General features: G+C 73.5%; 9 protein-coding genes. 6 read left to right on the top strand and 3 right to left on the bottom strand.

The window, feature by feature from the left end; translation table 11 throughout:
- The 3 genes from ETD85_RS53255 to ETD85_RS53245 all read left to right on the top strand — a co-directional run.
- Window positions 1-1,375, top strand: a 1,375-nt coding sequence (locus tag ETD85_RS53255) for a non-ribosomal peptide synthetase (RefSeq protein WP_138697503.1), incomplete at its 5' end; no start/stop codon positions are given.
- On the top strand, window positions 1,372-6,822 hold the full coding sequence (locus ETD85_RS53250) for a non-ribosomal peptide synthetase/MFS transporter (RefSeq protein ID WP_138697502.1): 5,451 nt from the start codon (window positions 1,372-1,374) through the stop codon (window positions 6,820-6,822). The genes ETD85_RS53255 and ETD85_RS53250, both read left to right, overlap by 4 nt.
- Window positions 6,823-6,877: 55 nt before the next feature.
- Window positions 6,878-7,474, top strand: a complete 597-nt coding sequence (locus ETD85_RS53245; protein WP_206059451.1) for a LysE family translocator — start codon at window positions 6,878-6,880, stop codon at window positions 7,472-7,474.
- Window positions 7,475-7,547: 73 nt separating this feature from the next.
- On the opposite strand, the gene ETD85_RS53240 is transcribed toward ETD85_RS53245, so the two are convergent.
- Window positions 7,548-8,015, bottom strand: a complete 468-nt coding sequence (locus ETD85_RS53240) for a serine hydrolase (RefSeq protein ID WP_138697500.1) — start codon at window positions 8,013-8,015, stop codon at window positions 7,548-7,550.
- Window positions 8,016-8,317: 302 nt separating this feature from the next.
- Here ETD85_RS53240 and ETD85_RS53235 point away from each other — a divergent pair, with 302 nt between their 5' ends.
- A complete protein-coding gene (locus tag ETD85_RS53235; RefSeq protein WP_138697499.1) occupies window positions 8,318-8,806 on the top strand; it encodes a MarR family winged helix-turn-helix transcriptional regulator in 489 nt (162 codons plus the stop codon).
- A 72-nt stretch (window positions 8,807-8,878) separates the two neighbouring features.
- Window positions 8,879-10,321, top strand: a complete 1,443-nt coding sequence (locus ETD85_RS53230) for a DHA2 family efflux MFS transporter permease subunit (protein ID WP_138697498.1) — start codon at window positions 8,879-8,881, stop codon at window positions 10,319-10,321.
- Window positions 10,322-10,376: 55 nt separating this feature from the next.
- Here ETD85_RS53230 and ETD85_RS53225 read toward each other — a convergent pair whose 3' ends face one another.
- The gene (locus tag ETD85_RS53225) at window positions 10,377-10,754 is read right to left on the bottom strand and encodes an ArsR/SmtB family transcription factor (protein ID WP_240780007.1); all 378 of its coding nucleotides are present in this window, start codon (window positions 10,752-10,754) and stop codon (window positions 10,377-10,379) included.
- A 47-nt stretch (window positions 10,755-10,801) separates the two neighbouring features.
- Entirely contained in the window at window positions 10,802-11,755 is a 954-nt protein-coding gene (locus ETD85_RS53220) for a helix-turn-helix domain-containing protein (protein WP_138697497.1), read from the bottom strand.
- A gap of 71 nt (window positions 11,756-11,826) precedes the next feature.
- On the opposite strand from ETD85_RS53220, the gene ETD85_RS53215 reads away from it, so the two are divergent.
- Window positions 11,827-12,138, top strand: a complete 312-nt coding sequence (locus ETD85_RS53215; protein WP_138697496.1) for a cupin domain-containing protein — start codon at window positions 11,827-11,829, stop codon at window positions 12,136-12,138.
- Window positions 12,139-12,345: the final 207 nt, after the last annotated feature.

Below are 12,345 nucleotides of genomic sequence, written 5' to 3'. Positions count from 1 at the left end.
AGATGTGTATACGAGACAGGGCGAGGCGCCGGTCACCACCCCGGACGACCTGGCCTACGTGCTCTACACCTCCGGCTCGACCGGCCGTCCCAAGGGCGTCGAGGTCACTCATGCCAACCTGGCCGCGTTCGTGGCCGCCATGCGCATCACCCCCGGCATCCGCGACGACGACGTCATGCTCGGCCTCACCCCGTTCTCCTTCGACGTCTTCGGCTTCGACCTGTGGGTGAGCCTGTGCAACGGGCTCCGCCTGGAGCTGCTCGACCGAGCCGACGCCGTGGACGGTCACGCCGTGGCCCGGCGCATCGACGGCTCGGGTGTCACGCTGTTCACCGCCACGCCCACCACGCTGCGCATGCTGGTGGCCGCCGGCTGGACGGGCGGCGACCGCGTCCGGGTGGTCAGCATCGGCGAGGTCCTCGACCCGGCGCTGGCCGGCGAACTGCTGGTCAGGGTCGGCGAGCTGTGGAACTCCTACGGGCCCACCGAGACGACCATCTACTCCACCATGACCAGGATCGAAGCCCCCGCCGGCGACAGCGTGTCCATCGGCGGGCCGTTGCCCGGCGAGCGGGCCTACGTCCTGGACCAGGAGGGCCGCCTCGTCCCGCCGGGCGTCCCCGGTGAGCTGTGGATCGGCGGCACGGGCGTGGCCCGCGGGTATCGCGGCCTGTCGGTGGCCACGTTCGCCGACGATCCGCTGGCGCCCGGCGAGCGCCGCTACCGTACCGGCGACCTGGCGTGCTGGCGGCCCGACGGCACGCTCGACTTCCTCGGCCGCCGCGACCAGCAGGTGAAGATCCGCGGTCACCGGATCGAGCTGGGCGAGATCGAGGCGGCGCTGCGCGAGAGCGTGCCCGACGCGGCGGTCGCCGTGCACGGCGAGCACCTCGTCGGCTACCTGGTCGGCGCACCGGACGGCGCGACGGTGGAAGGCGCCCAGGTGGAGGCCGCCCACGTGGAGGCCGCCCAGGTGGAGGCCGCGCTGCGCGAGCACCTGCCCGAGTACATGATCCCGCGCCAGTGGATCACCCTCGACCGGCTGCCGACCACCTCGTCGGGCAAGGTCGACCGGGGCGCGCTGCCCAAACCGGACCGCGCGACCGGCCGGCCGCAGGTGCCGCCCAGCAGCGACGCCGAGCTGCTCGTCGCGGACGTCTGGCAGGCGGTGCTCGGCCTGGAGCAGGTCGGCGTGGACGACGACTTCTTCGCCGTTGGCGGCCACTCGCTGGCGGCCATGCTGGTCGCCGCGCGACTCAAGGAGGCGCTGGCTATGGAGGTGCCCGTGCGGCTGCTGTTCGAGCGGCCGGTGCTGGCGACGTTCGCCGGGGCGATCGAGGAGCTGCTGGTAGCGGAGCTGGAGGCGGGCCGATGACCGAGACCCAGCAGAGCCTGAGCGACCGGCTCGCGGTACGGCTGGCCGCCGCCCGGCGGGCCGCCGCCCGTACGGTGCCCGGCATCCCCGTCAGGGAGGAGGGCTCGGCCACGGCGCCTTCGCCCGCGCAGGCGCGGCTGTGGTTCCTGGACCAGCTCGCCGAGCCGGGGGATCGCGGCGCGTACAACGTGCCGACGGCGCTCCGGTTGCGCGGTCCGCTGGACACGGCCGCGTTGCTGGCGGCCGTGCGGGAGCTGGCGGAACGGCACGAGGTGCTGCGCACGCTGGTCCACCAGGACGGCACCGCCGTGGTCGGCGCCGAACTGGTGCCGATCACAGTCGAGGACCTCACCGGTCCGGGGCGGTCTGAGGTGGCAGACCTGAGTGGGCCGGGGCGGCCTGAGATGGCAGACCTGAGTGGGCCTGCGGGGCCGCAGGACCCGAGTGGTCCCGCGGACCCGGCCGGGCGGGAGGGGCTGGCGGAGCGGCTGATGGAGGAGGCGTACCGGCCGTTCGCGCTGGACGCCGAGCCGCCCGCCCGGGCCGTGCTCTTCCGCCTGGACGACGACGAGCACGTGCTGCTGCTGACCGTGCACCACATCGCGTTCGACGCCTGGTCCAGGGACGTGGCGATGGCCGAGCTGGCCGCCCTCTACACCGCCGGGCTGGGGCTGGCCGAGCGCCCGCCCGAGCCGCGCGTCCAGTACGCCGACTACGCACAGTGGCTCGCCGCGCAGCCCGAGGGCGACGTGACCTGGTGGACCGACCGCCTGACCGGCCTCGAACCGGTGCTCGACCTGCCCTCCGACCGCCCGCGCCCGGCCGTCGCCGACTGGTCGGGCGGCGAGGTCCCCGTACGGCTCGGCCCCGAGCTGGCGGCACGGGTACGGGCGGCGGCGGCCGAGCTCGGCGGCACGCCGTTCATGGTGCTGCTGGCCGCCTGGCAGGAGCTGCTCGGCCGGGTCTCGGCCACGGAGGACGTGCCGGTGGGCGTCCTGGAGGCGGGCCGCCTGCATCCCGACACCGAGAAGATGCTGGGCTGTTTCGTCAACACGCTGGTCATGCGCGGCGACAGGACGGGCGACCCGACGGGCCGCGAGCTGCTGGCCAGGGCGCGTGACACCGCGCTGGAGGCGTTCGCGCACCGGGAGACGCAGTTCGAGCGGGTGGTGGAGGTGCTGCACCCGGAGCGGAGCCTGGCCACCACGCCCGTCTTCCAGGCGGTGCTGAACGTCGTGGACACCAGGCCGGAGCCGCCGCGCTTCCCCGGGCTGGCGGCCGAGGTGTTCGAGCCGCCGCTGCGGAAGGTCAAGTACGACCTCAACCTCGCGCTGGCCAACGCCGGCGACGGCTACGAGGGCTCGCTGGCCTACCGCGCCGACCTGTTCGACGAGGTCACGGCTCGGCGGCTGGCCGGCTGGTACGTGACGCTGCTCGACGGCCTGCTCGGCGCGCTCGACTCCCCGGCCGGCGCGGTGCCGCTGGAGCCGGTCACCGGGCCGCTGGTCGCGGGACCGCGCCGGGACTACGACCTGTCCAGGCCGGTGCACGCCTTCTTCGAGGACTGGGCGGCGCGCACGCCGGAGGCCGTCGCGGTCTCGGACCCGGCGGGCAGCATGACGTACGCCGAGGTCGACCGGCAGGCCAACCGGATCGCGCACCGCCTGCTGGCGGCCGGGGCCGGGGCCGACGACGTGGTCGGCATCCTCGCGGAGCGGCACGGGCCCCTGGTCCCCGCGATCCTGGGCGTGCTCAAGTCGGGCGCCGCGTACATGCCGCTCGAACCGGCCTATCCGGACGACCGGCTGGCGTACATGGTGTCCTGCGGGGCGCGGCTGGTCCTGGCCGAACGGGCGCTGGCCGGGCGGGTGCCCGGCGCGCTGGTGCTGGAGGACGTGCTGGCCGAGGACCTGCCGGAGACCTCGCCCGAGGTGTCCGTCTCGCCCGCGCACCTGGCCCACGTGCTGTTCACGTCCGGCTCGACCGGCCGGCCGAAGGGTGCGGCGGTGGAGCACCGGTCCGTCCTGCACTACCTGCGCGCCGTCGCCGAGCGCGTCGACGGCGCGTACGCCTCCTGGGGCGTGGTCTCCACGATGGCCTCCGACCTGGTGATGACCTGCCTGTTCGGGGCGCTCACCAGCGGCGCCACCGTGCACCTGGTGGACCAGGACACCGCCACCGACCCCGACGCCTACCTCGCCTACCTGGCCGCCTGCCCGGTCGAGGTGATCAAGATGGTGCCCAGCCACCTTGAACTGCTGGCGGCGCACGGTGACCTGGCCAGGATGCTGCCGACGGAGCTGCTCATCCTGGCCGGCGAGGCGACCTCGTGGGAGCTGGCCGATCGGATCAGGGCCGCCAGGCCCGGTCTGGAGCTGCAGATCCACTGCGGCCCCACGGAGACCACGGTGTCGGTGCTGAGCTGTGTCGCGCCGCCGGCGCCCACCGGACAGGCCGCCGGCGCGGCGGCCGTCCCGCTGGGCCGGCCGCTGGCGAACGTGGACTGCTACGTGGTGGACCCGGCCGGCCGCCCGCTGCCCGCGGGCGTGCCGGGTGACCTGTGGATCGGCGGCCCGAGCCTGGCACGCGGCTATCTCGGCCGCCCCGACCTGACCGCCGAGCGCTTCGTGCCCGACCCCGTCACCGGTACGACCCGCTGCTACCGCACCGGCGACCGGGTACGGCTCAACGGTGAGGGCCTGGTCGAGTTCCTGGGCCGGGTCGACGACCAGGTCAAGATCCGCGGGTTCCGCGTGGAGCTGGGCGAGGTCAAGGCCGCGCTGCACGACCAGCCGGGCGTGCTGGAGGCGGCGGTGCTGCCGGTCGGCGAGGCGCACAACCGCCGGCTGGCCGCGTGGATCGCCCCCGCCACCGTCGATCTCGCGGCGGTCCGGGCGGGGTTGCGGGAACGGCTGCCCGAGTACATGGTCCCGCCGGCCATCGTGGTCATGGACTCGCTGCCGCTCACCCCGCTCGGCAAGGTGGACCGGGCCGCGCTGCCCGTGCCGGAGGTGGCCGCGGCGGCCGGGCGGGTGGCCCCGAGCACCCCGGCCGAGGTGCGGATCGCCGCGATCTGGGCGAGCGTGCTCGGCAGCGACGACTTCGGCGTGGACGACGACTTCTTCGCGCTCGGCGGCGACTCGTTCATGGCGGTGCGCGCGGTCAGGGAGATCGATCCGGCGCTCCGCGTGATCGACCTGTTCACCCGGCCGACGGTGCGCGAGCTGGCCGCCCATCTCGACGCCGGCGACGGATCCGCCGCCGGGCTGCTGCACCGGCTGGCGGGGCCCGCGACGGCGACCCGTACCGTGCTGTGCGTGCCCTACGGCGGCGGCTCGGCCGCCGCCTTCGGGCCGCTGGCCACCGAGCTGGCGGCCCGGCATCCCGGCACCGCGGTGCTGGCCGTCGAGTTGCCGGGACATGACCCGGCGCGGCCGGATGAGCCGATGCTCACGCTGCCGGAGCTGGCCGAGCAGGTGCTGGCGGAGCTCGCCCCGCTGAGCACCGGGCCCGTCGCGCTGTACGGGCACTGCGTGGGCTCGGCCACGGCCACCGAGCTGGCGCTGCGCCTGGAGGAATCGGGCGTGCCCGTGGCCGGGCTGTTCGTCGGCGGCAGCTTCCCCGACGCCCGGCTGCCCGGCCGGATCTCCGCCTGGTGGAACCGCAGGTTCCCGGCCAACAGGTGGTCGTCCGACCGGTCGCAACGCGACTTCCTGCGTACGCTCGGCGCCCTCGACGAGGACACCGGCGACACCTCGATCATGCTGCGCGGCCTGCGGCACGACGTGGAGGAGGCGCAGGCCTGGTTCAGCGGCGAGCTGGCCGCGGCGGGCGCGCGCAAGCTGGCGGCGCCCGTCCTCTGCGTGATCGGCGAGCGAGATCGATCCACCGAGCTGTACCAGGAGCGGTACCGCGAGTGGGGCGCGTTCGCCGAGCGTGTCGCGCTCGCCACGATCCCGCGGGCCGGCCACTACTTCATCAAGCACCAGGCCGCGCTCCTGGCCGAGCTGATCGACGCCCACCTCGGCGACTGGGCGGCGGGCCGGGTGCCCGAGCCGGTCGCCGACGTGGAGGTGGTGGGCGAGCGCGCCCGCCGGGACCTGCGCCGCTTCTACACCGTGGCGGCCGGCCAGACCGCGTCGCTGCTGGGCAGCGCGCTCACCTCGTTCGCCCTGGGCGTGTGGGCCTACCAGGAGAGCGGGCGGGTGTCGGACTACGCGCTGGTCTCGATGCTGGCCACGCTGCCGTCGCTGCTGGCCTCCCCGCTCGGCGGCGCGCTCGCGGACCGGGTGGACCGCCGCCTGGTGATGCTGGCGTGTGACGCGGTGTCCGCCGTCGCGACCGCCGCGCTGGTGGCCCTGCTGGTCGCGGGGCGGCTGGAGGTGCGGCAGGTCGGCGCCGTCTCGGGGGTGCTGTCGCTGGTGACCGCCTTCCACCGGCCCGCGTACCTGGCGGCGGTGGCGCAACTGGTGCCCAAGCCGTACCTCATGCAGGCCAACGCGGTCGCCAACCTCGGCACCGGGGTCGGCATGCTGATCGCCCCGCTGGGCGGGGCGGCGCTGATCACCATGATCGGGGTGCACGGGGTGGTCGCGGTGAACATCGCCACCTTCGTGGCCGGCCTGTCGACCCTGTTGCTCGTACGCTTCCCCGACCGGCTGTTCCGGCGGATGGAGGAGACGTTCACGCAGGCCGTGGCGGGCGGCTGGCGCTTCCTCGTCCGGCGCCGGCCGCTGATGATCATGATCGGGTTCTTCGTCGTGGAGAACTACCTCGGGATGCTCGCCCTGGCGGTGACCGTGCCCACGCTGGCGTCGTTCGGCGACGTGGCCGCCGTCGGCACGGTGACCGCGGCGCAGGGCCTGGGTGCGGTGCTCGGGGCGCTGGTCATGGTCTTCTGGGGCGGTACGGAGCGGCGCGCCCTCGGCATGGTCGGCTTCGTCAGCGGCTTCGGCTTCGGGATCCTGCTGATCGGGCTGCGCCCGTCGGTGGCCCTGGCGGCGGTCGGCGGCCTGCTGTCGTGGCTGTTCCTCAGCATCCTGAACGCGCACTGGCTGTCGATCATCCAGCTCAAGGTGGGGCTGGAGCTGCAGGGCCGGGTCCTGGCCACCAACCAGATGCTGGCGGTGTCGATGACGCCGCTGGCCTTCCTCACCGCGCCACCGCTGTCGGACCTGTTCGGCCCGCTGCTGGCGCCCGGCGGCGCGCTGGACGGCACGTTCGTCGGCGACCTCGTCGGTGTCGGCCCCGGCCGGGGCGTCGGGCTGCTCCTCGCCGTCACTGGGGCGCTGCTGGTGGTGTGGGGCGGCCTGGGCCTGTGGTACCGGCCGCTGCGGCGGATGGAGGACGACCTGCCGGACGCGGTGGCGGGGCCGGAGATAGCCGATGATCTCGACGCGGTGCAGGAGGCGGCAGACAAGGAGCTGGCCCGCAATGTCCCTGCGTAGATAGGCGATGATTGTCCGCATGCCTCTCGACCAGCACCTTCTTGTGCTTTTTACGGTGACGACGATTGTCGCGATGATCACGCCTGGTCCTGACATGTTGTTCGTGCTGGGTTGCGGCATGCGGGGCGGCGCGCGGGCGGGCCTGCTCGCCACGGCCGGGGTGGCGGCGAGCGAGGCCGTCCACGTGGCCGTGGCGGCCGCCGGTCTGGCGGCGCTGTTCGAGGCGGTGCCGGTGGCCTTCACCGTGGTACGCCTCGTGGGCGCCGCCTACCTGATCTACCTCGGCGTCCAGATGCTGCGCAGCCGCAAGGGCGTCGAGGAGGAGCTGACCGTCGCCAGGGAAGGGCTGTCGGGCCGGCGCGCGTTCGCCAGCGGCATGCTGACCAACCTGCTCAACCCGAAGATGGTGACCTTCACCATCGCCTTCCTCCCGCAGTTCATCAACCCCGAGCTGGGCCAGGTGTGGCTGCAGTTCGCGATCCTGGGCGCGATCATGATCGCCCTGGAGTTCGCGGTGGACGGCACCGTCGGCGTGCTGGCCGGGCGCATCGGCGGCTGGCTGCGCCGCAGGCAGGCCGCCCGCCGCCGGATCAACGTCGCCACGGGCGGCCTCTTCATCGGGCTGGGGGTGAAGCTGGCGGTCGAACGCTGACCCGCCCCGGACACGACCGGCCCCATCACCCCGTCACCCCATCGACCGGCCGGTCACCTGCCTGACCGGCCCGTCACCTGCCTGACCGGCCCGTCACCTCGTCGAGCAGGCTGCCGGCGAGGTCCACCCGGCGTTCGGTGTGGTCGGCGATCGCGACGACGACCAGGCTCAGGCCCAGGCCGGGGATCCGGGCCTGGAGGGCGCGCAGTCCCGCCCAGCCTCCTCCGTGCCTGTAGACGCGGTGCCCCGCGTGCGACCGGACGCCGATGCCCCACGCGTAGTCGAGGAGCGTTCCGTCGTCGAGGCGGCCGGGGGTCTGCAGGAGCGCGGAGACGCCGAGCTCGTCGGCGTTCAGCGCCTGGCTCCATCGCAGCAGGTCGGCGGCGGTGCTCCACACGCCTCCGTCGCCCAGCGACAGCGGGGCGGGCCATGACGGGTCGGTCGGCGCGGCCCCGGGCGGCGCCGGCTCCGGTCCCGGCCAGAAGCGGGTGCCGGTCATCCCCAGCGGGGCGAAGAGCCGGCTCCCGGCGTGGTGCGGCAGCGGCTGGCTGGCCGAGCTGGGCCGCGCAGGCGGCGGTCATCTGTTTCGACAGCGAGGCCGCGTAGACGGTCGTGGCCGCGCCCAGCGGCTCGCCCGCGGGCGTCAGCCCCTGAGCGGCGAAGACGGGCGGTTCGCCGGCCCGCTGCAGCCCGGCCACGATCGGCTCGCCGGGCTGGTATCCGGCGCTCTCGACGAGGGCCGCCATCCGCAGGCGTAGCTCGGGCACCCTTCGAGTATCGGCGGCCAGGATCGATCCTGTCGCAGATAATCTGCGCCAAAACCATATTGGGTAGGCTGGGGGTATGACCGCGATGGCTCCCACCCGTACCGAGAGCGACCTGTCCTTCCTGCTCGATCACACCAGCCACGTGCTGCGTTCCAAGATGGCGGCGGCGCTGGCCGAGATCGGCCTGACGCCGCGCATGCACTGCGTGCTGGTCCACGCCCTGGAGGAGGAGCGCACCCAGATCCAGCTCGCCGAGCTGGGCGACATGGACAAGACCACGATGGTGGTCACCGTCGACGCGCTGGAGAAGGCCGGATACGCCGAGCGCCGCCCGTCCAGCACCGATCGCCGCGCGCGGATCATCGCCGTCACCGGCGAGGGCGCGAAGGTCGCCCAGCGCAGCCAGGAGATCGTGGACGGCGTGCACCGCGCGGCCCTCGGCGCGCTGCCGGACGATGAGCGCGAGGTCCTGGTCCGCGCCCTGAACCGGCTGGTGAGCGGCCATCTCGCGACCCCCGCGGAGGGGCCGCAGCAGGTGCGCCGGGCACGGGAGCGCGGTAAATAGGTCCGAAGAGGATCGTCTATTACGGAACTATCTGCTACGGTCTCTCTCGTAAGACGTTGAACGGGAGAGACCATGTCGTACTTGCGTAACTCGCGCTGGACCGCGCTCGGCGTGCTGTCCACGGCCGGACTGATGACCATCCTCGACGGAAGCATCGTGACCGTGGCGATGCCGGCCATCCAGCAGGACCTCGGCTTCTCGCCCGCCGAGCTGAGCTGGATCGTCAACGCCTATCTGGTGGCCTTCGGCGGGCTGCTGCTCCTGGCCGGCAGGCTGGGCGACCTGATCGGCCGCAGGAAGATGTTCCTGGCCGGAAACGTGATCTTCACCGCCGCCTCCTTGCTGGCCGGGGCGGCCACCGGCCCCGCGATGCTGATCACCGCCCGGTTCCTCCAGGGCGTCGGCAGCGCCCTGGCCTCCGCCGTCATCCTGGGCATCCTCGTGACCCTGTTCACCGAGCCCCGCGAACGGGGCAAGGCGATCGCGATCTTCAGCTTCACCGGCGCGGCCGGCGCCTCGATCGGCCAGGTGCTCGGCGGGCTGCTCACCGACGCCCTGAGCTGGCCCTGGATCTTCCTCGTCAACGTGCCGATCGGCGTCGCCACCGTCGCGCTGGCCCTCGTGGCGCTGCCCGCGGACCGCGGCAGCGGCCTGTCCGCCGGCGCCGACGTCATCGGGGCCGTGCTGGTCACCGCCGGCCTGATGCTGGGGATCTACACGGTCGTCAAGGTGGAGGAGTACGGCTGGCTCGGCGCCCACACCCTCGGCCTCGGCGCGGTGTCGCTGGCCCTGCTCGCCGGGTTCGTCGTCCGCCAGGCCACGGCCAGGACCCCGCTCATGCCGCTGCGCATCCTGCGCTCGCGGAACGTCGTCGGCGCCAACCTCGCCCAGATGCTGTCGCTGTCCGGGATGTTCTCCTTCCAGGTGCTCGTCGCGCTCTACATGCAGCGGGTGCTCGGCTACGGCGCCCTGGACACCGGCCTGGCGATGCTCCCGGCCGCCGTGGGCATCGGCACCATCTCCCTGTTCGTCTCCGCCCGGCTCGCCGCCCGCTTCGGCCCCCGTACGGTGCTGCTGGCCGGCCTGGTGCTCCTCGTCGCCGCGATGGGCCTGCTCACCCAGATCCCCGTACAGGCCGACTACGTCACCCACCTGCTCCCGGTGATGGTGCTGATCTCGGGCGGCGGGCTGGTGCTCCCCGCGCTGGCCACCCTGGGCATGTCGGGCGCCAAGGAGAGCGACGCGGGCCTGGCCTCCGGCCTGTTCAACACCACCCAGCAGGTCGGCATGGCCATCGGCGTCGCGGTGCTGTCCACGATGGCGGCCTCGCGCACCGGGCTCCTGCTCGCCGCGGGCGAGAGCCAGGCGGGCGCGCTGACCGGCGGGTACCGGCTGGCCTTCACCATCTCGGCGGGGCTGCTCGCCGCGGCCTTCGTCGTCGGGCTCGTCGTCCTGCGCCAGTCCGCACCCGCCGACCGCGAGGCCGCGGAGCTGGAGACCACCCCGGCCTCCTGACGCCGATCAGCGAAAACGCGCCCAGGACATCCGGTCCCGGGCGCGCTTTCGCTGTTCAGGCTGAAATGGCGGTGTGCTCGCGCTCTTCGGCCGCCACCAGCGCGGGCAGCAGCCCGGGGAAGCGCGCCTCCATCTCCTCGGCGCGCAGGGCGTTCATCTTGGTCGTGCCCACGTAGTACTGCCTGAGCACCCCCGCCTCGCGCAGCACGCTGAAGTGATGCGTCGCCGTCGAGCGCGACACCGGCAGGTCGAAGGTCCCGCAGCTCATGTCCTGGCCGGCGCGCGCGAGCTGGCGCACCACCATCCGCCGCACCGGATCGGCCAGCGCCTCCAGCACGCTCTGGAGCGAGAACTCCGCCGGAGCGGGATGCTCCACGCTGCGCGGCTGGGTACGTGGACGCGCCATCACCGACTCCTCACGGACGACCGACATGACCACCCATGTTACGACGGCCGTCGAACTACGCGCGGACGCCGGCGTCACCGGGACCCGAGCCGGAACGCGCGGCGGTAGGCGGCCGGGGTGGTGCGCAGGGCCTGGTGGAACCTGCGGCGGAGATTGACCGCCGACGACAGCCCGACCCGCGTCGCGATGGTCTCGACCGGCAGGTCGGTCTCCTCCAGCAGGGCGCGGGCGGCCCCGATGCGCTGGGCGAGCAGCCACTGACCGGGGCTGGTGCCGAGCTGCTCGGCGAACCTGCGGGTGAGCGTACGGGCCGAGACGCCCGCGCGCGCCGCCAGGTCCTCGACCGACAGGCGGTCGTGCGCGTGCTCCGCGGCCCACTCCAGCAGCGGCGCGAGGAGGTCGCCCGTGGCGGCCGGGGGCGTGGCCGCGTACTGGAGCTGGCCGCCCTCCCGGTGCGGCGGCATGATCATGTGCCGGGCGATCTGGGCCGCGTAGGCGGCGCCGAAGTCGTGGCGGACCAGGTGCAGGCACAGGTCGATGCCCGCGGCCGTGCCCGCGCTGGTCGCGACGTCGCCGTGGTCGACGTACAGGACGTCCGCGTCGACCTCGACGCGGGGGAAGCGGCCGGCCAGCTCCGCCGCCATGCGCCAGTGGGTGGTCGCCTTGCGGCCGTCGAGCAGGCCCGCCTGCGCGAGCAGGAACGCTCCCGAGCAGATGGCCACGATCCGGGCGCCCCGGCGGTGCGCCCGGCGCAGCGCGTCCAGCACGGCGGGCGACGCCGGCTCGGAGCGGCGCTGCCAGCCGGGGACCACGACCGTGCCGGCCTGGCCGAGCGCGTCCAGGCCGGCGGCCACCGCGATGTCGAACCCGGCCAGGGTCGGCACCGTGCCCGGAGCTTCCGCGCACGTGCTGAACGCGTAGCGGTCGGCCACCTCGGGGCGGGACATGCCGAAGACCTCCGCCGCGCAGCCGAGCTCGAACACGGATTGCGGCGGCAGGAGCAGGGCGACGACGCGGTGCAGGGCCATGGCGGAATAGTACTCATGGATGTCATTTCCGACACTGGGCCGGTGGGCGCGGCCCGCTGGATCATGGGCGCATGAGTGAGATGCAGAGCGTCAACATTGACGAGGTGGAAGCGGTCGAGGTCGTGCCGGGCATCATGCGCCGGCGCCTGCCCGCGACGGATCGGGCGCGCGGCTGGGTCATCGACTTCGCGCCCGGCACGCAGTGGCCGGAGGTGGACGTGCACGAAGGGGAGGAGCGCTACTTCGTGCTCAGCGGCGAGGTCATCGAGGGGGAAGCCCGGCACGGGGCCGGATCGTACGTGGTGTTCGCCCAGGGCAGCGCGCACCAGCCGCGTACCGAGATCGGCGCCCGCATGCTGGGCATCAACCTTCCACCGGCCTGACCCGCCCCGGCCGGGGCCGGGGGTGTCCCGGTCCCGGCTCCGCTCCCAGCAGCCTCGGGCCTAATTCAAGCGCTTGACTTAATCTGACCGCGGACGTTTACTGGGCGCATGACCGCTGGTTCGGGTGCAGGTGAAGGTGTGGGGCGGGGGCGATGACCTGTCGCTTATACACATCTACGAGCCTACGAGACCTTAAGACATCTCGTA

This window comes from Nonomuraea zeae, assembly GCF_005889725.1.
Lineage (GTDB): Bacteria > Actinomycetota > Actinomycetes > Streptosporangiales > Streptosporangiaceae > Nonomuraea > Nonomuraea zeae.
The sequence above is the reverse complement of the archived record's forward strand: the minus strand, read 5'-3'. Positions and strand labels throughout refer to the sequence as shown.

Bases quoted from the DNA above. Each gene is read 5' to 3' on its own strand.
- ETD85_RS53250 (WP_138697502.1), top strand. From the start codon at position 1,372: ATGACCGAGACCCAGCAGAGCCTGAGCGACCGGCTCGCGGTACGGCTG.
- ETD85_RS53235 (WP_138697499.1), top strand. From the start codon at position 8,318: ATGACCGCGATGGCTCCCACCCGTACCGAGAGCGACCTGTCCTTCCTG.
- ETD85_RS53230 (WP_138697498.1), top strand. From the start codon at position 8,879: ATGTCGTACTTGCGTAACTCGCGCTGGACCGCGCTCGGCGTGCTGTCC.
- ETD85_RS53225 (WP_240780007.1), bottom strand. From the start codon at position 10,754: ATGTCGGTCGTCCGTGAGGAGTCGGTGATGGCGCGTCCACGTACCCAG.
- ETD85_RS53220 (WP_138697497.1), bottom strand. From the start codon at position 11,755: ATGGCCCTGCACCGCGTCGTCGCCCTGCTCCTGCCGCCGCAATCCGTG.
- ETD85_RS53215 (WP_138697496.1), top strand. From the start codon at position 11,827: ATGAGTGAGATGCAGAGCGTCAACATTGACGAGGTGGAAGCGGTCGAG.